This window comes from Dongia sp. agr-C8 (assembly GCF_054658695.1).
In genome coordinates, this window is the sequence record NZ_BAAGHZ010000001.1 from 238,338 (window position 1) to 258,579 (window position 20,242).

The following is a 20,242-nucleotide window of genomic DNA, read 5'->3' on the forward strand; positions in this document are numbered from 1 at the left end:
CATGACGGATGCTCAGCGGCAAGACCGCGGTAAACCATTGGGCTTGCCGGGACCTCTGGTCCTGGTCGGTTGCGGCAAGATGGGCGGCGCCTTGCTGCGCGGCTGGCTGGCGCGTGGCGCTGATGCGAGGCTGGTCACCGCGATCGACATCAACCCGGTCGGCCTCGACGACGTCCGGGCACAGGGCGTCACCATCCTCACCAGGGCGGCGGATCTGCCGGCCGGGTTGAAGCCGGCCTTGCTGCTCCTGGCGGTGAAGCCGCAATTCATGGACGACGCGCTGCCCGATTATCGGAAATTTGTCGGGCCGGATGCCACCTTCCTCTCGATCGCGGCCGGCAAGACCCTCGCCTATTTCAAGGACCGGCTGGGGACGGAGGCGGAGATCGTGCGCTCGATGCCGAACACGCCGGCGGCGGTCGGGCGCGGGGTCAGCGTGATCTACCGCGATCCCCAGGTCCGCGCCGAGCGGATGGCGCTCTGCGGCGAATTGCTGAAAGCTGTCGGCACGGTCGAATGGGTCGACCGCGAGGACCTGTTGAACGCGGTGACGGCGCTTTCGGGCGGCGGGCCGGCCTACACCTTCCTGCTGATCGAATGCCTGGCCGAGGCCGGCCGCGAAGCAGGACTCCCGGCCGAGATGGCGATGCGCCTCGCCCGCGAGACCGTCTCGGGCTCGGGCGAGCTGGCGCGGCTCTCGGAAGAGAGTGCGGCGCAGCTGCGCATCAACGTAACCAGCCCGAAGGGCACCACGCTGGAAGCCTTGAACGTTCTGATGGCGCCGGACGGCCTGCAGCCCCTGATGACCAAGGCGATCGCCGCGGCGACCCGGCGCTCCCGTGAACTCGCGCAATAATCCTCATGGACAGTGTCGATCGCGTCCGCCAAGCGCTGGCCGAGCTGGGGCTCGCCACCGAGATCAAGGAATTCTCCGCCTCGACCCGGACCTCGGCCGATGCCGCGGCGGCGATCGGCTGCTCGGTCGCGCAGATCGCGAAGTCGCTGGTGTTCCGCGCCAAGCCTTCCGGCCGCGCCATCCTGGTGATGGCGAGCGGCGCCAACCGCGTCGATGAGAAGAAGCTGGCCGCGGCACTCGGCGAATCCATCGGCAAGGCCGATGCCGAGTTCGTCCGGGCGGAGACCGGCTTTGCCATCGGCGGCGTCTCGCCGGTGGGCCACGGCATCCGGCTGAAGACCTTCATCGACGAAGACCTGATGGCCTTGTCGGAGATCTGGGCGGCCGCCGGTTCGCCGCATTCCGTCTTTAGGCTGACACCGCATGACCTGCAGCGGGTCACGCAGGGCCAAATTCTCGCCTTGAAGGCCTGATAAGCCGCTCCCGGCCTTGATGCAGAACAAGCGCGGGGCCATAGTTTCTACAAGGCATATCGATTCACGCTTGGGAGGCTCGGACATGGCGAAACGGGCTGGAGCGAAGAAGGCGGCGCGAAAGTCGGCACCGCCGAGGAGATCCGCCGGACCCGCGCGCGCCGCCGGCGGCGACTCCGCGGCGGCCTTGCGGCGGGCGCTGCTGAAATTGGTCGAGACCCAGGGCTGGATCGACCTCTCCTTCGCCGAGATCGCCGAGCAGGCCGGCGTGCCGATCGCCGAGGCGCATCGGGTCTATCCCAGCAAGACCGCGGTGCTGCTCGGGCTGACGCGCGCGATCGACGAGCGGATCCTGACCAGCCTCGACAGCGATCCGCTGGAAGGCACGCCGAAGGACCGGCTGTTCGACATCATCATGCGGCGCTTCGACATCCTGAAAGGCGACCGCGAAGCCTATCGCCGGCTGATGCGGCAATTGCCGGCAACGCCCGACAGCTTCGCCGCCTTGCTCTGCCAGCTTCGCCGCTCGCTCGCGCTCACCCTGGAAGCGGCGGGGATCAGCGCCAGCGGCCTGAAAGGCGCGCTGCGGTTGAAAGGTCTGCTCGCGATCTATCTCGCCGGCCTGCGCGCCTTCGCGCAGGACGAGAGCGAGGACCTTGCGAAGACCATGGCCGAGATTGACAAGCGCCTCGGCCAGGCGGAGCGGCTCTCCGGCATGCTCCATCGCCGGCGCCAGGGCGACCCCGCGGCGGCGTAGCAACGACCCGGCGCGGCGGCCCGGGCTCACACGCAAGCGACTCTGCGCTGCCGGAACGGTCTTCGCCGGTCATCGTTGATTCGTCGGCACTGGCTTGCTGACGAGGTCAGAGATGGACTGGAACCGGGAAGAAGAGATCTGCAAGCGCGCGACCAGGATCTGGGAAGACGCGGGCAAGCCCGAGGGACGAGACCGGGCACATTGGGCGCAGGCTGCGCGCGAGGTGGACGCGGCCCGCAACCCCGTGGGCAACGGTCAAGGCGATGCCCAGGCCGACGACCCGAAAAACGAGATGAACTCTCCCGACGGAAGCGCCAAGGGCGATCGCCGTCGCTAGTCCGCCGGCCACCGGGCTGACGATTCGACTCGGTGCCGCCTCCTGTCGTGGCAAAGCCGCCGCAGCTTGACTAAGCTCGGTGGGACCACCCCCGGACTCGCCCGAACCGGGGTCCAGCCCAGAACAGGAGCATTTCCTTGAGCATCGGCCTCATTGCCCTTCTCGACGATGTGGCGAGCATCGCCAAGGCCGCGGCGGCGTCGTTGGACGACATCGCCGGACAGGCGGCCAAGGCGGGAACCAAGGCGGCGGGCGTCGTGATCGACGACACCGCGGTCACGCCGCGCTATCTGACGAATTTCGCCGCCTCGCGCGAGCTGCCGGTCGTCGGCAAGATCGCTCTCGGTTCGCTCAAGAACAAGCTGCTCTTCCTGCTGCCGGCCGCGCTGGCGCTGACCTTGCTCCTCCCGCAGGCCATCATGCCCCTGCTGATGCTGGGCGCGCTCTACCTCTGCTACGAAGGGGCGGAGAAGGTCTACGAATCCCTGTTCCCGCACGCCGCCCACGAGCACGAGGCCGCCTTGGAGTCGATCGCGGACGACGCGCAATCCTTCGAGGACCAGAAGGTCGCGAGCGCCATCAAGACCGACTTCATCCTCTCGGCCGAAATCATGACCATCACGCTCGGCGCCGTTCCGGACGCCGGGTTTTGGACGCAGGCGACGGTGCTGGCCGTCGTCGGCGTCGCGATCACGGTCGCGGTCTACGGCGTGGTCGCCATCATCGTGAAGGCCGACGACGTGGGTCTCGCGCTGGCGCAGGTCCGAGGCCCGCTCGGCGCACCGGTGAGAGTGTTCGGTCGCGCCCTGGTCCGGTTCATGCCGCATTTCCTGCGCCTGCTCGGCATCCTCGGCACCGCGGCGATGATCTGGGTCGGCGGCGGAATCCTGCTGCATGGCCTCGAGGCCTATGGCTGGTCATGGCCGAGCCACCTGCTGCACGATGCCGGCGCCGCCGCCGCCGCGCAAGCGATCCCTGCGATCGGCGCCTTCCTCGCCTGGCTGGTCCAGGCCGCTGGCGCCGGCGTCATCGGCCTCTGCATCGGCTTATTCGCGATCCCGATCATGAGCCACTTCCTCTCCCCGCTATGGCGGACCCTGAAGGCACGCTTGCGCCGCTTGCGCGGGAAGAGTTAGCGCCACCCGTCGTGTTTCAGCCCGTGGATTTGCCAGTGCAGCAAGCCCCATCGTATACGCTACCGACATGGCCAAGATCGAAGTCAAGCTGATGTCGCCGCAGCCCGAAAGCCTGGAATCTTACAATCCTCGCTTGGCGCGGCTCCTCGACTACTGGATCAGGAAATGCGACGGACGGCCCATGCCGTCGCGTGCCGATATCGAACCGCTGGAGATGCGCGAATGGCTTGGCAATCTTCTGCTGGCGGAGTTCTTCGGCGGGGTCGAGCATTATCGGGTTCGGCTTGACGGTTCGAACCTCATTGGCTACGGCGGAAAAGACCGCACCGGCAAAGGCTCGGAGGTTTTGACTTCCGCCGAAGAACGCAATTTGATCGTCACCCAATACAAGCCGGTGCTCGACACGGCGCAGCCGGCCTATTTCGAGACCCAGTTTCTCAACAGCGAAGGTCGCTTTCTTCGCGAGCAAAAGCTTCTGCTGCCGCTATCCGATGACGGCAGCTTGGTAAACATGGTGCTGGCGGGTATCTACTACAGGAACCTCCGCGCGTGATACGCAGGGCGATGGAAAACCGATGACAGCGGATTCAGACGAAGAATATCCCCTCGGCTTCAACGCCGGCCGCGCCTGGGCTGAGGCCTCGGATGACCAGGGGGCCGTCGAAAACGTCGAGACCTTCACTTACGACGCCGGAGTCTCCTTCGAGGAATTGCTGGCGCTCTACAAGCGCTGCATCGACCCCGAGGGCATTCTCGTGGAAGACGATATCCTCGACGGCTTCGAGGCCGATGGCCGCATGCTGACCAGCGAATACCTCTTCGGCTTCATCGACGGCGTGCAGGCCGCGATCAAGGCAGCGAAGGGGCTGTCGTAGCGCCAAGCTGCATGGGCATGACGCGCCGGCTGCGACCCCGCCGAGCGAGCGGGGCGTTTAAACGGCACAGCGGTGCGCCGGAGGGCGCGTCACTGCACCCTCCGGATCCCGATCGCAAAGACCGAGATCCTCGCGGGATCGGGCGTATTGAAGTCGTGCGAGCGCGCCGTCCATCCATTGGCCGTGGGATAGGAGTCGGTCATGAGGCTGCCCGCCTGCGTGGTGCCGATCGCCAGTGCGCCGCCGCCGATGACGCTGTAACCCGCCGGCAATACCGCGGTGGCCTCCGCGCCGGCTGCGGGCGCTGGTGAATTGGCAATCACCTGGACGATGTCGAACTGAGCGCCGCTCTGTGTCTGCGGCACCATCCCGATCACGTAAGCAGTGACCGTCGCCGGATCGGAGACCTCGTGGTCCTTGCTGGCCGCGAACCAGGTGTTCTTCGGATTTCCGTCGTTGGGATAGCTGGCGATCAGGATGTTTCCCGCGCCGTTATAGGCGACCTTGGCGCCGCCGCCGGTCACCACGAATGGCGGCGGCAGGATCGGCGAGATGGCGGCGGGGTGCGGGGCGACCGCGCTGGTCATCGACATCGTGGAAATCGCCAACAGTCCATCCGGGTCATAGATGCCGATCGCATAGACCTCCAGTGTCGCGATACTCGGAATGAGGTGGTCCTTCGCGACGCCATTCCAGCACTGGCCTTCGGGATAGCTCGCAGTCAGGAAATTCTGCCCAGCGGCCGTGGCGACACGGGCGCCGCCGCCCAGCAAGCGATAGCCCTGCGGCACGCAGACTTGCGCGGCCGGATGCTGGGCCGGCTGAGACGTCGCCTGGAACGTCTTCACCGTGCCGAACTGATCGGCTGCAGGCGTTGGAGCGTTGGCGACGGCCGTCTGGATGCCGGCGAACAGGTCTTGAGCGGGCTGCGGGGTCCAGGCGGTTGCGAACGCGCCGGGAGTCTGAACCGCCTGGCCGCTTGGCGTGATGAATTCGTTCGCGGGGTTGCCGTCGAAATTGCCGCAGAGGCCGTGGACCTTGCCGCTTGCGCTCGGCGGCAGGGAAATCGACACATTGGCGGCCCAGCCCTCAGTTGTCTTCGAGTTGTGCACGATCTTGACGATGCTTCCATCGCTCGCCGTGATATCGGCGCGTCCGCCAATGCTGGCGTTCGGTTGCTTCGCGCTCGCAGTCACTGCCGCTGAATCGCCGGAGACCTGCTTCAATCCGTTGGTATCGAACACATAGACCGTTTGGCCGAAACGCATTGCGATCCCGGCAACCGCGGCCGCCTCTGCACTGGAGATGTAAGGTGCGGTTCGCACCTGGATCGACAAGTCATCCGATTCCACCAGGCTGAAGGTTCCGAAGCTGCGCGCGATATCGAACTTAAGATTGTCGAAGGTCACCGTATGCCCCAGCCCATTCAGCTGGCAGACGCGCGGTTGATCGGGCGCTTGAGGCGCAGCGGGAATGGGAGTGGGAGTCGCAGCAGCGGGCGCAGAGGGTGTATTGATGACCGGCAAGGCGGCGGCGACTGCCGGAAGGACGCCGGCGAAAAGGTCTTGGGCAGGTTGCGGGGCCCAGGCGGTTGCCAAGGCGCTGGGGTCCTGGACCGCCTGTCCGGTCGGTGTGGCGAAGTCGTTGGCGGGAACCGCGTCGAAATTGCCGCAGAGGCCGCGGACCTTGCCGCTTGCTTCCGGTGGAAGCGAAACAACCAGGTTGATGGCCCATCCCTGGTTGGTCTTGGAGTTGTGCGCGAGATTGACCTTGCTGCCGTCAGTCGTTGTGATCTTCGCGCTTCCCGCCACGTCGTAGGTTGAAGCCTTTCCGGACGCACTGATGCCCGCGGCATCACCGGACACCTGCTTCAATCCGTTGGTGTCGAAGAGGTAGACGGTCTGCCCGAACCGCATGGCGACCTTAGCTACGGCGGCGGCCTGCGCATTGAGAACCGAAGGTGCGGTGCTCACCTGGATCGACAGGGCATCGGATTCGATCAGGCTGAATGTTCCGAAGCTGCGGGTGATATCGTAAGCCTTATTGTCGAAAGTCACCATGTGACCCAACCCGGCGAGCTGGCATACTCGCGCTGTCTGTGCGTGGGCAACGCCAGCGGAACCGGCGCATGCAAGCAGCACAGCGGTGATCAAGCGGAACGCTTTCATTGTCTTTCCCCCCATGCCGAGCTGCTGCGCCGTGCGCGCATCGTGGCAGCATCGTTATGACCTAAGGCCCCCTGCGATGACCTCTGCCATCGATACGCGAGCAGTCTGCGCTATCGCCGGCGCGCGGTAAAGCAATCGCGGCGCTTTGCTGCTTATTCTGCAGTCAGACGCGGGGCGTGGAGGAAGCAGCCATACCAGGATGTGCGCCCCACTGCTGATTGAGCGATCGGGAGCCCGGCCCTGTTTGCCATCCCCGAACGCGACAAAGCGCAATCCCCCATCGTCGGGGATCGAATTGAACACATGCCTAGACCAGGGCTTGCATGTCATGCAGCGGCGAAACTGAATTCACCGCGATCGAAGATCGCCCCTCTTGTTTGCGCGCTTCCTACCTGCTGACGGCTTCCAGCGCCTTCGTTGCGCGGGCGATCTCTGGATCGCACGTTTCATTCGGCCCTCTTCCCGGGAGGATATCCTCTAACCGGACAGATCGTGGGCTACTTCCTACACCAGATAGATCGTGGGTCACCTCCATGCTGCTTGCGCCGATGTTTGTGAGAGCGCGCAAAATGCACTATAATCTTTTTCGCAACGGCTGATCGGAAGACGGCCGCTTGCGCCGGTGAATTTCCATTTCTTGCCTCCAAATTGGTGCGGAACCTTTACAGGGCCTTTACGCCAGCCGGATACAGCCGGCCGCGGCCGCGCGGGAGATAATGCTGCAATAGCTTGGAGTTGGCGGGGCTTTCGCCGCGGGAGCGTAAAGGTGCGACGGAATCGCTCCAAGCGGCTCCGGCCATCGCGCTTCATGCGACGGCGCTGTTTGACATCGCGAGCTCACTGCTGGGCCGCAGGCACGACCAGCCCGTGCGGCGCGGCTTGTCGCGCGATCGATGCTCTGCCGCCCCGAATCGCGCGACGCCGCGTTTTATTGCACACGCTGGGGTGCGATGCGATGATATTGCCGAAGAAACACAGTGATTCGGCAGTGGAATTGGGTCGTTGGCGTCAATCGCGCTTCAGGATGTCTCCAAGAATTACGGCAAGGTCGCTGCCCTCGCGGAGGTGACGCTGCAGGTCGATGACGGCGCGTTCATGGTTGTCCTGGCACCTTCGGGCGCCGGCAAGTCGACTCTGCTGCGCCTGATCGCCGGCCTGGAGAGTCCGAGCAGCGGCGAGGTCTTCATCGGCGATCAGATGGTCAACGACGTCGCGCCGAAGGATCGCAACCTGGCGATCGTCTTCCAGTCCTACGCGCTCTATCCGCATCTCTCGGTCGGACAGAACCTCGCCTTCGGCCTGAAGATGCACAAGGCGCCGCGCGCGGAGATCGAGAAGCGGGTGCGCCGGATCGCCGAGATGCTCGACCTCGCCCAGCATCTCGACCGGAACCCCGCGCGTCTCTCGGGCGGCGAGCAGCAGCGCGTCGCCCTCGGCCGGGCGCTGGTGCGCGATCCGGTCGCCTTCTTGTTCGACGAGCCACTGGCCAGCCTCGATCCGCAGTTCCGCAACGAGATGCGCCTCGAGCTGGTGAAGCTTCACCGCAGCCTGGGGCGCACCATGGTCTATGCGACTCATGACCAGGTGGAGGCCATGACCATGGGCGAGCGGATCTGCATCTTGCGCAAAGGCCGGGTCGAGCAGGTCGGCACGCCGCTGGAACTCTACCGCAGCCCGGTCAACGTCTTCGTCGCCGGGCAGCTCGCCAGCCCGGCGATGAATCTCGTGCCCTGCCATATCATGACCGCCGACGGGACCAAGCGCGAGGACGGCGCGCTGTTCGTCGAGGCGGGCCATGTGCGCCTGCGCGTGCCGACGCCCTACACCCCGGCCTATCGCACCTATAATGCGCAGGAGGCGATCTTCGGCCTGCGGCCCGAGGATGTGCATGCGGAGCCCAGCGATCCCGGCTGGCAGGCGATCGACGTCGAGGTGGTGGCGCTGGAGACCCGCGGCGCCGAGGTGGTGTTGATCGCCGCCATCCCCGGATTGGAGGGCTTCGATTTCGCCGCGCGGCTCGGACGCCATTACCGCGCGCCGATCGGCAGCATGCAGCGGCTCTATCTCGATCTCGCGCAGATGCATCTGTTCGACCCGCGCACCACCATGGCGGTGCCGCGGGATATGTAAGAGGTCCGGAGTGATCATGGATATCGTGCGGATCCTGCGATGAAGCGGCGCGGCAACCTCATCGCTCATGCGGTGCTGACGGCCTGCGCGCTGTGGATTGCGCTGCCGCTGCTTTGGGTCTTGCGCAACAGCTTCGTGCCGGAGGCACAGAGCACCAGCCTCGACCTGCCCACGGCCTTCACGCTCGAGAATTATGTGCAGCTGCTGGTGGAGGACCGGTTCTGGCGCGCCGCGGCGAACAGCCTCGCGGCGGCGGCGCTCTCGACGCTGCTGGCCTTTCCCTTCGCCGCGACGCTCGGCTATGCGCTGGCGCGCTATCGCAGCACGGGTCAGGTCGGACGGTTCATGCTGCTGTTGCTCCAGCTGCTGCCGCCGATCGCCATGGTGCTGCCGGTGGTCGCGCTGTTCCTGGTCGTCGACTTCACCGATCCGCTCGTTGGATTGGTGATCGCCTATGCCGCCGTCAACCTGCCGTTCCTCACCTGGGTCCTGATCGGCTTCTTCGAGCGGGTGCCGGTCGAGCTCGAATGGGCGGCGATGTCCGACGGCGCCACCGCCTGGGGTGCCTTCTGGCGGATTGCCTTGCCGGTCGCGCGGCGGGGGCTGGCGGTCGCCGCCCTGTCGGGCTTCATCCTGGCCTGGAACGAGTTTCTGTTCGCGCTGGTGCTGACCGACGGCGACACGGCCACCATCCCGGTCGCGCTCACCAACCTGCAGTCGCGGGCCGAGGTGCCGGTCGCGGAACTTTCCGCCGGCATCGTGCTCGGCGTCCTGCCGATGCTCGCGGTCTTGGCGCTGCTGCGCCACCACCTGATCCACGGCCGCACCTACGGAGCCATCCGGTGACGGAATCGGCAGCGAATCCGAAGCCGAAGCAGCCGCGGCGGCCGCGCAACCGCTGGCGGGCGACCGGGTGGAAATTCGCGGCGCCCGGGCTTTCGATGATCGCCCTCGTCCTCGGCCTGCCGCTGGTCTATGCGGTGCTGCTGAGCATCTCCTCGTTCAACCTGCTCAACCCGGTCCTCGAACCCTTCGTCGGCCTGGCGAATTTCGAGACCTTGCTGGTGGATCCCTATTTCTGGCACTCGCTCGCGATCTCGTTCGAATACACCGTGGCGACCGTGACCGGCGCCTTCGGCCTCGGCCTCCTGATCGCCGTGCTGCTGACAAGGGTGGTGCGGCTGAAGGCGGTCTACTTCGCCATCCTCACCGTGCCGGTGGCTTTGGCGCCGGTCAGTGCCGGGCTGATCTGGCACATGCTGCTGGGGCCGCAACGCGGCATCGTCAATCAACTGATCGGTCTTGCCGGGCTTCCGGTGCCGGATTGGCTGGGCGATCCCGACCTCGCGCTCTGGACCCTGGTCTTCGTCGAGCTCTGGCAGCAGGTCGCCTTCGTGGTGCTGATCCTCTCGGCCGGCCTCGCCGCGCTGCCGCGCCGGCCCTATGAGGCGGCCGAGGTGGACGGGGCGGGACGGTGGCAGCAATTCTGGTACTTGACGCTGCCGCTGCTGCGGCCGGTCGCGGCGGTCGCGATCGTCATCCAGCTGATCAACGTGACCCGCGCCTATGACCTTGTCTATGTGCTGACCCGCGGCGGCCCGGACATGGCGACCGATCTGCTGAGCATCTACACCTATCGCCAGGCGTTCCTCGGGTTGAGCCTCCACGACGGGGCGGCGGCCTCATTTGTATTACTAATGATGGTCCTGGCTCTGAGTGTCATCCTCTTCCGGTTAGTCATCCGCCGGGCCTAGGATTCGGAGATCCCCGGCCTCTGGAATGACCCGGGACCTTCATCTAAGTGTCAGATAAATAATGGTAATATTGCGGGCCTGTTGCGACGCAACAAAGCCCTTGATTTTTCTGCTGCATTGCACCATGTTCTTCGTAATTGTGCACTGCACAATGAAGGCACGAGCAGATGAAATCCCCCAGGAGGAAAGCCCCCATGGCCAAGACCAACACCGCCGAGACCAACGATTTCTTCAAGCCGGACTACTTCAAGGTTCCGGATTTCGGTCAGTTCCAGGCCGACTTCAACCGCTGGGTCAGCGACTTCTCGAAGTCGTTCGCCAACGGCAAGGCCCCGACCGTCGATATGGAGACGCTGTTCGCGTCCCAGCGCAAGAACTTCGAGGCGTTCCAGAACGCCAACCAGCTCGCGTTCGACGGCGTGAAGGCCGTTGCCGCCCGCCAGGCCGAACTCGCCCGCGAAGCGGTCGAGCAGTTCTCCAGCCTGGCCAAGGAGCTTTCGGCTCCGGCCAGCGTCGAAGAGAAGCTGGTGAAGCAGGCTGAGCTCGCCAAGTCGGCGTTCGAGCAGTCTGTCGCCACCATGCGCGAGATGAGCGACACCCTGACCAAGTCGAACACCCAGGCGATCAACGTCGTCTCGAAGCGCGTCGCCGACAGCTTCGACGAAGTGAAGACCGCCTTCGCCAAGACCGCGAAGAAGTAATCTCGCTTCGGCCGGCTCGGATTTAGAGCCGCGATCGATCGATTGAAGGCCGTCCCCCGGAAACGGGTGGGCGGCCTTCTCATTTTGCTCTAACGTCCGGCCCGAACACCAGGCAAGAGAGCGAGACCATGGCTGCGGAAGCGGGCGGCGTGACGGCGCCGATCACCTACGAAGATTTCTTGAAGGTCGATATCCGGGTGGGTGTAATCGTGGCCGCCGAACCCTATCCCGAGGCGCGCAAGCCCGCCTTCAAGCTCGCGGTCGATTTCGGTCCGGGGATCGGGGTCAAGCGCAGCTCCGCCCAGATCACCAAGCACTACAGCCTGGAAAGCCTGGTTGGGAAACAAGTCGCGGCGGTGGTGAATTTCCCGCCCAAGCAGATCGGCAAGTTCATTTCCGAGGTGCTGGTCCTGGGATTCCCGGACGGCGAAGGCGGCGTGGTCATGATCGCGCCGACCCAGAACGTGCCGATCGGCGGCCGCCTGTTCTAGGACCGCCGGGCGCGCTGCCCCGTAGAAGCTTTTTTAACGAAGCCCCGCCCAAACTGCGGGCTGCTGCGGCAATCTTCGGGAATGGAAATCGACATGCGTGGCCTTGGGAGCGGCGCCTATGCGGGCGCCACGGCGGATATGGTGGCCGGACTGCTGGCCGAGTTCCTCGGCGAAGCCCAGGAACGCGCCGCCGACCTGGTCCAACGCCTGCCGAAAGGCGACTGCCTGCCGGATCTGCGCCGCTTCATCTTCGATCTGGCCGGCCAGGCCCGGAATTTCGGCCTCTCGATGCTGGAGACGGTGGCCGACCAGGCGCAGAACTACCTGACCGCCATCGTCACGCTCGACGACCGGGCGATCGACGATCTCGGGGCCTACCTTGATGTGATCCAGGATCTCCTCAGCGGCAAAAAGGCGGAGGAGGGCGACATCCGCCAGATGGTGCGCGGCCTCCCGGTCCGCCGCGGCGTCGAGATCGACGAGGCGCCGGAAGCGCGCGACATCGAGGTGGTCCTGGTGATGACCCCGGGCACGCAACAGACCTTCGTCGAGCGCGAGCTGCGCGCCTGCGGCTACCGCGCCACCGCCATTCCCGACACGCTGAAGGCCCTGGCCTATGCCACCCGGGCGAAGCCGGACATGATGATCGTCTCCGCGGTCATGCCGCAGCTCTCCGGCATCGACCTGGCGCTCGCCTTGTCGGCGATCCCGGCGACCCGGAACATCCCGGTGGCCGTCATCACCAGCCTCAACGCCGACGATCCGCAGCTGAAGGTGCTGCCGCCCAGCGTCTGCCTGATCCGCAAGACCAGCGCCTTTGGCGACGATCTCACCAAGGCCTTGCAGCAAGGCTTCCTGCTCTAGCCGCATATCGACGTGCAGTGAAGGCGGATTTCCCGCCGTTCCGCCGTCCGCGGGAACTGTGACCACCGGCACAGGCCGGTCTCTCTGCGCCGATTCCATCGGACAGCAACGAACCTGACAGACTGCGCTCCCGACCGACCTCAGGACGGCGTGGCGCGCGGCGGTCGCAATCGACCGCACAGCTCTGACGCGCGTGGAACGCCGGCACTCTCTGAGAGGAGGTCGCCATGGCGAATTTCACGACCAGTCCCAACAGCGGCGTCGATTTCAACAACTTCGACATCGACGACCTGGTCGGCAGCTTCCTGTTCGTCGCCAACGCGACGACCTGGCGGACCGGCCCCAGCAACCTCGATCCCAGCACCTATGTCGAGGTCCAGGGCGTCGGCCTCACCTACAGCAACGGCGTGCTCACCGGCGGCACGATCACCACCATCACCAGCATCGTCACCGGGGCTTTCGACTTCCAGATTGCCAACCTGTCGCTGTCGGCGGCCAGCTTCAACGCCTATCGCTTGGCAGGCGACTCCCAAGGCTTCTTGAGTGCCGTCTTGAACGGCGACGACACGATCACCGGCTCCAATCAGGACGACACCCTGATGGGTTATGCCGGGAACGACAAGCTCAACGGCAACAACGGCGACGACTACCTCGACGGCGGGACCGGCAGCGACACGATGACCGGCGGCAAGGGCGACGACGTCTACGTGATCGACAGCCTGACCGACGTCATTGTGGAGACCGGTGGCGACGCGGGTGACGCTGTTCTGGCGACTATCGATGTCAACCTGGACCTCAAGGCCTTCGACGGCATCGAAGACGTGATGCTGCTCGGCGCGGCCGATCTCTCGATCGCGGGCGATGCCGCCTGGAATACGCTGTGGGGAAATGCCGGCAACAACACGATCGCCGGCAAGGCCGGCAATGACGATATCTGGGGCGGTGCCGGCAACGACGTCATCGACGGGGGCATCGGCGCCGATTACCTCTTGGGCGGCACGGGCGACGACACCTATTATGTCGATAACCCCGGCGATGTCGTCAGCGAGACGCTGGGCTTGAAAGAGGGCGGCGGGGTCGACTTGGTGATCAGCACCAAGGACTTCTCGCTGCCGGCCTATGTCGAGAACCTGACCCTGAGCGGCGGCGCGCTGAACGGGACCGGCAATTCCCTCGCCAATGTGCTGATCGGCAATACCAAGGACAACACGCTCGACGGCGGAACCGGCTACGACACCATGATCGGCGGCGATGGCAACGACACCTACATGGTGAACAATTCGAAGGATGCCGTGGTCGAGACCAGCACCGGCGGGACCTACGACACGGTCTTGAGCGAGTCCTTCGCCTATACGCTTCCGGATTATGTCGAGAACCTGACCCTGCGTGGCAATGCCGGCATCAGCGGCACCGGGAACGACCTGCACAACGAGATCATCGGCAACAAGGGCGCCAACACGATCGATGGCGGGGCGGGGGACGACTGGCTCCGCGGCGGCGACGGCGCGGATACATTGATCGGCGGCGACGGCGACGACTGGATGCGCGGCGAGGCCGGCAACGACACGATCGACACCAGCGCCGGCAACGACGTGGTCTCCTATACCAGCAAGCTCGACGGCTTCGACATCATCCTGGGCTTCGACGGCGACGCAACCGGAGGCCAGGACTACCTCGACCTCAATGTCTATTTCGAAGCGCTGGGGGTCGATCTCGAAGACCGTGCCGGGCGCGTCGGTCTGGTCGATAACGGCGCCGTGGTCGACGTCTGGATCGACACCGACGGCAACAAGTTCCTCGACACCAAGATCGCGGAAGTTCACACCACCGACACCCTCAAGGTCGGCGAGGACGTCGCCGTCAACGTGCTGTTCTGAGCGCGCCTAGCTCGGCAGCCGGAGCACCGCGCGCAACCCGCCGAGCGGTGAGTCGTGCAGGGTGATCTCGCCGCCATGGGTGCGGACGATGTCGCGCGCGATGGCGAGTCCCAGGCCGGTGCCGCCGGTCTCGGGATTGCGCGAGGATTCGAGGCGGAAGAACGGGCGGAACACGTCCTCGCGCTGGGCCTTGGGAATGCCCGGCCCGTTGTCGTCGACGATGACATCGACGCCATGGCCGCGGCTGCGCATCGAGACCTCGATCCGATCGGCGTAGCGGCGGGCATTGCCGATGACATTGGCCAGTGCGCGCCGCAACGCGTCGCGACGCAGCGGCAGCATGATCTTCTGCGTCGGCGCGGCGAGCGCGATGGCGGCACCCTCGCGGCGGGCATCGTTGACCGCATCGGTGACCAGCTCGACCAGATCGGCATCGACCGCGCGCTCGGTGCCTTCCCCCCTGGCAAAGGCGAGATAGCCGCCGATCATGCGCTCCATCTCGTCGACGTCCTTCTTCAGGTCAGCGACCTCGGGATTGCCGCCCATCAAGGCCAGCTGCAGCTTCATCCGGGTCAACGGCGTGCGCAGATCGTGGCTGACGCCGGCCAGCATCTCGGTGCGCTGCGAGATCTGGCGGCGGATGCGGTCGCGCATCAGGTTGAAGGCATGGCCGGCGAGCTCGACCTCGTTGGCGCCGCTGGGGTGGAAGTCGCGGATCTCGCGGCCGCGGCCGAAGTCATCGGCGACCTGGGCCAGCCGCTTGATCGGCCGCACCTGGTTGCGCATGAAGATGGTGGCGAAGGCGAGCAAGGCCAACGACGTGCCGACCATCCAGAGGAAGAAGAGATAGGTGGTCGAGCTGAACAGGCGCCGGCGCCTGACCTGCGCCTGCATCACGCCCTCGGCCAGCTGCACGTGGATTTCGATGTAGTTGCGCTGCGAGCGACTGTCGATCAGGAAGGGCCGCTTCAGCGCATCCTCCAAGGCCTTGGAGAGCGAGCGGTCGACCAGGTTCTGCCGGGTGATGGTCGGGTCGTTGGGCAGGATCTCGCCCGGCTTGAACACCAGCTTCACGTCCATCATGTCCTTGGCGATGGCGAAGACCTGCTGCGCCTGCCGGAGATCGATCGGGTGCGGCAACTGGCGGATCACATAGGCGATGTCGCCGGCGACGCTCTGCGCGAGCCGCCTTGTCACCGTGTCCCAATGGCTGGTGTAGAAGACCCAGGCCGAGATCGCCTGCAGCAAAATCACCGGCGTCACGATGATGATGATCGAGCGGCCGAGCAAAGTCCGCGGCATCAGCCGCTCCACTGCCGCCACGAACTCGCGTGCCTGGCCCAGCATCAGTCTGGCTGCAGCAGATAGCCGCGGCCGCGCACGGTCTGCAGGTAGCGCGGGAAGCGCGGATCGACCTCGATCTTGCGGCGGAGGCGCGTGACCTGCACATCGACCTGCCGGCTGCCACCAGCTTCCGTTGCGGTCGCCTCGTCGGTCTCGGGGCCGGAGGAGGAGGTGAGCTCGTCGCGGCTGACGACCTCGCCGGCCCGGTTGCACAGCTCGGCGAGGAGGTCGGTCTCCGCCTCGGTCAGATAGACCGGCTCCTCGCCGCGGAACAGGCGCCGGCGATCGAGCTCGAACAGGAACTCGCCGAACTTAATCACCCGCCGCTGCGGTGCTGCGCGCGGCGCGGTGCGGGCGCGCTTCAGGATCGACTGGATTCGGAGCACCAGCTCCTTCGGCTCGAAAGGCTTGGTGAGATAGTCGTCGGCGCCGGTTTCGAACCCGGCGATGCGATCCTCGGTCTCACTGCGGGCGGTCAGCAGCAGGATCGGCACGTCACTCTCGGCGCGCAGGCTGACCGTGAGCTCGAGCCCGTTCTCGCCCGGCATCATGATGTCCAGCACCAGGAGGTCGAAGGCGAGGCTCTTCATCTTGTCGCGGGCATCGGCGGCATCGTTTGCCGTCACCACGTTGAAGCCCTGCTCGGAGAGGAATCGCGCGGTGAGATCGCGGATCCGGCGATCGTCATCGACGACGAGGATATGGGGCTGGTCGCTCATGCCCGCTATTCTACCGCCGGGCTTGCGGATTGAACCGTTCGCGATCGGATTCGTTGATCAGGCCGATGAGCACCTTGCGGAAGCCCTCGACCGCCTCGGCGCCGGCGCTGCGATAGGCCTTGGCGACCAGCGCGCGCTGCTCCTCGGTCAACTTCCTTTCGAGTTCGGCGCCGCGGTCGGTCAGGCTCAAGAGTCGCTGCCGCCGATCGGTCGAGCCCGGGCGCTGGATGATGAAGCCCTGGCGCACCAACTGGCTCAAGACGCGGGAGAGGCTCTGCTTGGTGATCTTCAAAATGTCGAGGAGTTCCGAAACCGTCATACCTGGGTTGCGTCCGACGAAATAGATCACCCGGTGATGCGCCCGGCCGAAGCCGTATTGCAGCAAGGTCTCGTCCGCTTTCGCCGTGAAGTCCCTGTAGGCGAAGAACAAAAGTTCGATCCCCTGGCGCAGGTCGTCGTCCCGGAGGAACAGCAGATTCAGCGGCGATTTCACTTCAGCCATTTTATGTCAGCACTGTTGACTTATTTTTCCGAAGCTTTTAAATTCGGCCCAGATACGATGCTTTTATAACCTGAGAAGCCTGACCGGAGGAAACCTTACCATGAGCCTGGTCCCCTATGACGATCGCGACGGCGAGATCTGGTACGACGGCAAGTTCGTGCCCTGGCGCGAAGCGAAGGTCCATGTCCTGACCCACGGCTTGCACTATGCCTCCTGCGTGTTTGAAGGCGAGCGCGCCTATGGCGGCAAGGTCTTCAAGTCCAAGGAGCATTCGGAGCGGCTGCACAAGTCGGCAGATATCCTCGGCTTCAAGATTCCCTATTCGGTGCAGGAGCTGGTCGCGGCGAAGGAAGAGCTGATCCGCCGCGCCGGGCTGGTCGATTGCTACGTCCGGCCGCTGGCCTGGCGCGGCAGCGAGATGATGGGCGTCGCCGCGCAGCAGAACACGATCCACTGCGCGATCGCGATGTGGCAATGGCCCGCCTATTTCTCGCCGGAGCTGCTGGAGAAGGGCATCCGCTTGAAATGGGCGAAGTACCAGCGCCCGGCGCCGAACACGGCACCGACCGCTTCCAAGGCCGCCGGTCTCTACATGATCTGCACGATCTCGAAGCACGAGGCCGAGGCGGAAGGCTATCAGGACGCGATGATGATCGACTATCGCGGACAACTTGCCGAGGCCACGGGCGCCAATGTCTTCCTGGTGCAGAACGGCGAAGTGCACACGCCGACGCCGGACTGCTTCCTGAACGGCATCACCCGGCAGACCGTGATGGATCTCGCCCGCCGCCGCCAGCTGAAGGTGGTCGAGCGCGCGATCATGCCGGACGAGCTTGCCAAGACCGAGGAGGTCTTCCTGGTCGGCACCGCCGCGGAAGTGACGCCCGTCGGCCAGGTCGGCGACTACAAGTTCAAGGTCGGCCCGGTCACCCGCCAGCTGCGCGAGGACTATCTGAAGGAAGTGCGCGCGCATCAGAACAGCGCGGCGGCTTAAGCGGTCCGTACAAAGTCAAACCCCGCTCCCTCGGGCCGAGGGAGCGGGGTTTTCTTTTAGGCGGCTGCCCGCTTTTTCGCCGCTTCCTTGCGGGCGCGGGCCCAGAGGTTCAATCCCTCGACGCCGGCCGAGAAGGCGATGGCGAAGTAGAGGTAGCCCTTCGGGATGTGGAAGTGCAGGCCTTCGCCGAGCAGCGCCACGCCGATCAGCAGCAGGAAGGCGAGGCAGAGCATCTTCACCGAAGGATGCTTGTCCACGAAATCGCCGACCGCATTCGCTGCCGCGATCATCACGATCATCGCCGTCACGACCGCGGCCACCATCACCTCCAGGTGATCCGACATGCCGACCGCGGTGATGACGCTGTCCAGCGAGAAGACGATGTCCAGGATCGCGATCTGCACCACGGCAGATGCGAGGGTGAGATAGGTCTTCTTCTCCCCTTCTTCCTCGTGCGCGACGTCGATGTTGTGGTGGATCTCTGTGGTGGACTTCGCCAGCAGGAACAAGCCACCGCCCAGCAGGATGATGTCGCGCCAGGAGAGGTCGTACGTGTTCTCCGGCCCGAACCAGTCGACGGTCAGGATCGGCTCTTTCAGTCCGGCTACCCAGGAGATCGAGGCCAGCAGCGCCAACCGTGTCAGCAGCGCCAAGGCAAGGCCGAGACGCCGGGCCAGCCGCTGTTTGTCCGGCGAGACGCGCCCGGCGACGATCTGCACGAAGAGCAGATTGTCGATGCCGAGGACGATCTCGAGGGCCGCAAGCGTAACGAAACTGAGGATGACGGCAGGATCCGTCAAAAGCTGCATGGTGTCGGACATGGGAAGCGGTCGCCCCGGTCGGCCGTTTCAGGGATAGGAGAATTGGCGGTTTGTCAGGAAGATTTCAAGCTGTGAGGCGGCTACTTCTTGAGCCAGGCCGCCTTGCGGGCGTCGTCGCTGGTCTTCGCCTCGACCCAGCGGGCGCCTTCGGGGCCGTCTTCCAGCTTCCAGAACGGTGCCTCGGTCTTCAGCCAGTCGATCAGGAAGGCGCAGGATTCCAGCGCCGCCTCGCGGTGGCTGGAGGCGGTCGCGACCAGCACGATCCGGTCGCCCGGCTCCAGCCGCCCGTAGCGGTGGATGATCAGCGTCGCCGACAAGGGCCAGCGGCGCTGCGCCTCCGCCTCGATTTCGGCAAGGCGCTTCTCGGTCATGCCGGGGTAGTGCTCAAGCGTCATTGAGCTCGCGGCGCCGGAGCCTGCGGGTGCGATGTCGCGCACTAGGCCGACGAAGCTCGCGACCCCGCCGACCTGGTGATTTCCGGCCGCGAGCTTTTGGAGCTCGGCGCCGATGTCGAAATCCTGCGTCTGGACCCGGACGGTCACGACTTCAGCCGCCGGTCACCGGCGGGAACAAGGCGACCTCGTCGCCGGCTTTGACCGGATGGCTGAGGCCGACATAGTCCTGGTTGACCGCGACCTTCACGGCCTTGCGCTCCTTGAGCGCGGTCGCGTAATTGGGGCCGAGGCTCTCCAGCCAGTCGAGCAGCTGCCCGACCTCTTTCACATGGGCGGGAACGTCGAGGGTTTCTTCGGCCTTGCCGATCTTCTGGCGGAGCCAGGCGAAATAAAGCAGCTTCATGATCTCTACTTAATAAGGGCGCGAGGAAGGTCCATGGCCGTCACCATCTACCATAACCCGAATTGCAGCACCTCCAAGAAGGTGCTGGGCTGGCTGAAGGAAAAGGGCCACGCGCCGAAGGTGGTCGAATACCTGAAGACCCCACTGGACGAAGCGGGAATCAAGTCCCTGCTGAAGAAGCTGAAACTGGGGCCGCGCGACATTCTCCGCAAGAAAGGCGAGGCCTTCGAGGCCCTGAAACTGACCGACAAGACCAGCGATGAAGCTCTGATCAAGGCCATGGCCAAGACCCCGGTCCTGATCGAGCGGCCGATCGTGGTCGGGCCCAAGGGCGCGGTCGTCGCCCGGCCGCCGGAACGGGTCTGGGAGACGGTTTGAACCCGTTAACCTCCACGGCGGATTTTGCTGCACCGCCCCGGGCTTCCTGCTAGTTTCCGGCCGTTCGCAGGGAGGGAAGCCGGTCCGATGCCGGCGCTGCCCCCGCAACTGTAGGATTGCGCCTGGACCTTCGCGTTCGGGCAACGGACCCGGAGAAAGCCACTGGCCCTGTTCTGGCCGGGAAGGCGCGGGTTCCGGCGGTCGAGCCAGGAGACCTCGGCGAACGCTCTTTATAACGGTCGGCGCCTCGGCGGGAGGAGCGCAACA

Annotated in this window: 23 protein-coding genes and 1 riboswitch; of the genes, 16 read left to right on the top strand and 7 right to left on the bottom strand. The window is 65.1% G+C overall.

The window, feature by feature from the left end; all coding sequences use genetic code 11:
- The first annotated feature begins 1 nt into the window (after position 1).
- The 7 genes from proC to ACYQ4T_RS01155 all read left to right on the top strand — a co-directional run bounded on the left by proC (position 2) and on the right by ACYQ4T_RS01155 (position 4,434).
- Complete coding sequence (gene proC, locus ACYQ4T_RS01125) at positions 2–856, top strand: pyrroline-5-carboxylate reductase (protein WP_459850064.1); 855 nt, start codon at positions 2–4, stop codon at positions 854–856.
- Between the two features lie 5 nt (positions 857–861).
- Positions 862–1,329 carry a YbaK/EbsC family protein gene (locus tag ACYQ4T_RS01130; protein ID WP_459850066.1) on the top strand — a complete coding sequence of 156 codons (468 nt, stop codon included), beginning with the start codon at positions 862–864 and terminating at the stop codon, positions 1,327–1,329.
- Positions 1,330–1,414: 85 nt separating this feature from the next.
- A complete protein-coding gene (locus ACYQ4T_RS01135) occupies positions 1,415–2,086 on the top strand; it encodes a hypothetical protein (protein WP_459850068.1) in 672 nt (223 codons plus the stop codon).
- Positions 2,087–2,198: 112 nt separating this feature from the next.
- Positions 2,199–2,423, top strand: a complete 225-nt coding sequence (locus ACYQ4T_RS01140) for a DUF2934 domain-containing protein (protein ID WP_459850070.1) — start codon at positions 2,199–2,201, stop codon at positions 2,421–2,423.
- Positions 2,424–2,560: 137 nt separating this feature from the next.
- Positions 2,561–3,559, top strand: coding sequence for a DUF808 domain-containing protein (locus tag ACYQ4T_RS01145; protein WP_459850072.1), 999 nt, complete (start codon positions 2,561–2,563; stop codon positions 3,557–3,559).
- 67 nt (positions 3,560–3,626) lie between these two features.
- Positions 3,627–4,112 (top strand): PAS domain-containing protein, encoded by a 486-nt coding sequence (locus ACYQ4T_RS01150; RefSeq protein ID WP_459850074.1) that lies wholly within the window; start codon positions 3,627–3,629, stop codon positions 4,110–4,112.
- A gap of 22 nt (positions 4,113–4,134) precedes the next feature.
- Positions 4,135–4,434: a hypothetical protein gene (locus ACYQ4T_RS01155; protein WP_459850076.1), complete on the top strand. Its 300-nt coding sequence runs from the start codon at positions 4,135–4,137 to the stop codon at positions 4,432–4,434.
- A gap of 89 nt (positions 4,435–4,523) precedes the next feature.
- Here ACYQ4T_RS01155 and ACYQ4T_RS01160 read toward each other — a convergent pair whose 3' ends face one another.
- A complete protein-coding gene (locus ACYQ4T_RS01160; protein ID WP_459850078.1) occupies positions 4,524–6,602 on the bottom strand; it encodes a VWD domain-containing protein in 2,079 nt (692 codons plus the stop codon).
- A 1,002-nt stretch (positions 6,603–7,604) separates the two neighbouring features.
- On the opposite strand from ACYQ4T_RS01160, the gene ACYQ4T_RS01165 reads away from it, so the two are divergent.
- From ACYQ4T_RS01165 to ACYQ4T_RS01195, 7 genes are all read left to right on the top strand, one after another.
- Entirely contained in the window at positions 7,605–8,732 is a 1,128-nt protein-coding gene (locus ACYQ4T_RS01165; RefSeq protein WP_459850080.1) for an ABC transporter ATP-binding protein, read from the top strand.
- Between the two features lie 39 nt (positions 8,733–8,771).
- Positions 8,772–9,578 (top strand): carbohydrate ABC transporter permease, encoded by an 807-nt coding sequence (locus ACYQ4T_RS01170; protein ID WP_459850082.1) that lies wholly within the window; start codon positions 8,772–8,774, stop codon positions 9,576–9,578.
- The gene (locus ACYQ4T_RS01175; RefSeq protein ID WP_459850084.1) at positions 9,575–10,486 is read left to right on the top strand and encodes a carbohydrate ABC transporter permease; all 912 of its coding nucleotides are present in this window, start codon (positions 9,575–9,577) and stop codon (positions 10,484–10,486) included. The genes ACYQ4T_RS01170 and ACYQ4T_RS01175 overlap by 4 nt, the downstream gene beginning before the upstream one ends.
- 194 nt (positions 10,487–10,680) lie before the next feature.
- Positions 10,681–11,187 (top strand): phasin family protein, encoded by a 507-nt coding sequence (locus ACYQ4T_RS01180; protein WP_459850086.1) that lies wholly within the window; start codon positions 10,681–10,683, stop codon positions 11,185–11,187.
- A gap of 128 nt (positions 11,188–11,315) precedes the next feature.
- The gene (locus tag ACYQ4T_RS01185) at positions 11,316–11,678 is read left to right on the top strand and encodes a tRNA-binding protein (protein ID WP_459850088.1); all 363 of its coding nucleotides are present in this window, start codon (positions 11,316–11,318) and stop codon (positions 11,676–11,678) included.
- A gap of 93 nt (positions 11,679–11,771) precedes the next feature.
- A complete protein-coding gene (locus tag ACYQ4T_RS01190) occupies positions 11,772–12,542 on the top strand; it encodes an Hpt domain-containing protein (protein WP_459850090.1) in 771 nt (256 codons plus the stop codon).
- Positions 12,543–12,769: 227 nt separating this feature from the next.
- Positions 12,770–14,419: a calcium-binding protein gene (locus ACYQ4T_RS01195; RefSeq protein WP_459850092.1), complete on the top strand. Its 1,650-nt coding sequence runs from the start codon at positions 12,770–12,772 to the stop codon at positions 14,417–14,419.
- A 6-nt stretch (positions 14,420–14,425) separates the two neighbouring features.
- Here the strand turns inward: ACYQ4T_RS01195 and ACYQ4T_RS01200 are convergent, their stop codons facing one another.
- From ACYQ4T_RS01200 to ACYQ4T_RS01210, 3 genes are read right to left on the bottom strand one after another with little or no spacing between them, the layout of a single operon-like run.
- On the bottom strand, positions 14,426–15,766 hold the full coding sequence (locus ACYQ4T_RS01200; RefSeq protein ID WP_459850094.1) for an ATP-binding protein: 1,341 nt from the start codon (positions 15,764–15,766) through the stop codon (positions 14,426–14,428).
- The gene (locus tag ACYQ4T_RS01205; protein ID WP_459850095.1) at positions 15,766–16,482 is read right to left on the bottom strand and encodes a response regulator; all 717 of its coding nucleotides are present in this window, start codon (positions 16,480–16,482) and stop codon (positions 15,766–15,768) included. The genes ACYQ4T_RS01200 and ACYQ4T_RS01205 overlap by 1 nt, the downstream gene beginning before the upstream one ends.
- Before the next feature lie 10 nt (positions 16,483–16,492).
- Positions 16,493–16,984, bottom strand: coding sequence for a MarR family winged helix-turn-helix transcriptional regulator (locus ACYQ4T_RS01210; protein WP_459850097.1), 492 nt, complete (start codon positions 16,982–16,984; stop codon positions 16,493–16,495).
- 100 nt (positions 16,985–17,084) lie between these two features.
- Between ACYQ4T_RS01210 and ACYQ4T_RS01215 the strand changes: the two genes are divergently transcribed.
- Positions 17,085–17,978 (top strand): branched-chain amino acid aminotransferase, encoded by an 894-nt coding sequence (locus ACYQ4T_RS01215; protein WP_459850099.1) that lies wholly within the window; start codon positions 17,085–17,087, stop codon positions 17,976–17,978.
- A gap of 56 nt (positions 17,979–18,034) precedes the next feature.
- On the opposite strand, the gene ACYQ4T_RS01220 is transcribed toward ACYQ4T_RS01215, so the two are convergent.
- The 3 genes from ACYQ4T_RS01220 to moaD all read right to left on the bottom strand — a co-directional run bounded on the left by ACYQ4T_RS01220 (position 18,035) and on the right by moaD (position 19,597).
- Positions 18,035–18,799, bottom strand: a complete 765-nt coding sequence (locus ACYQ4T_RS01220; RefSeq protein WP_459850101.1) for a TerC family protein — start codon at positions 18,797–18,799, stop codon at positions 18,035–18,037.
- 80 nt (positions 18,800–18,879) lie between these two features.
- Positions 18,880–19,341, bottom strand: a complete 462-nt coding sequence (locus ACYQ4T_RS01225) for a molybdenum cofactor biosynthesis protein MoaE (protein WP_459850103.1) — start codon at positions 19,339–19,341, stop codon at positions 18,880–18,882.
- 4 nt (positions 19,342–19,345) lie between these two features.
- Complete coding sequence (gene moaD, locus ACYQ4T_RS01230) at positions 19,346–19,597, bottom strand: molybdopterin converting factor subunit 1 (RefSeq protein WP_459850105.1); 252 nt, start codon at positions 19,595–19,597, stop codon at positions 19,346–19,348.
- A gap of 33 nt (positions 19,598–19,630) precedes the next feature.
- On the opposite strand from moaD, the gene arsC reads away from it, so the two are divergent.
- The gene (gene arsC, locus ACYQ4T_RS01235) at positions 19,631–19,975 is read left to right on the top strand and encodes an arsenate reductase (glutaredoxin) (protein WP_459850107.1); all 345 of its coding nucleotides are present in this window, start codon (positions 19,631–19,633) and stop codon (positions 19,973–19,975) included.
- A gap of 72 nt (positions 19,976–20,047) precedes the next feature.
- Positions 20,048–20,192: riboswitch (cobalamin riboswitch) on the top strand.
- The last annotated feature ends 50 nt before the right edge of the window (positions 20,193–20,242 follow it).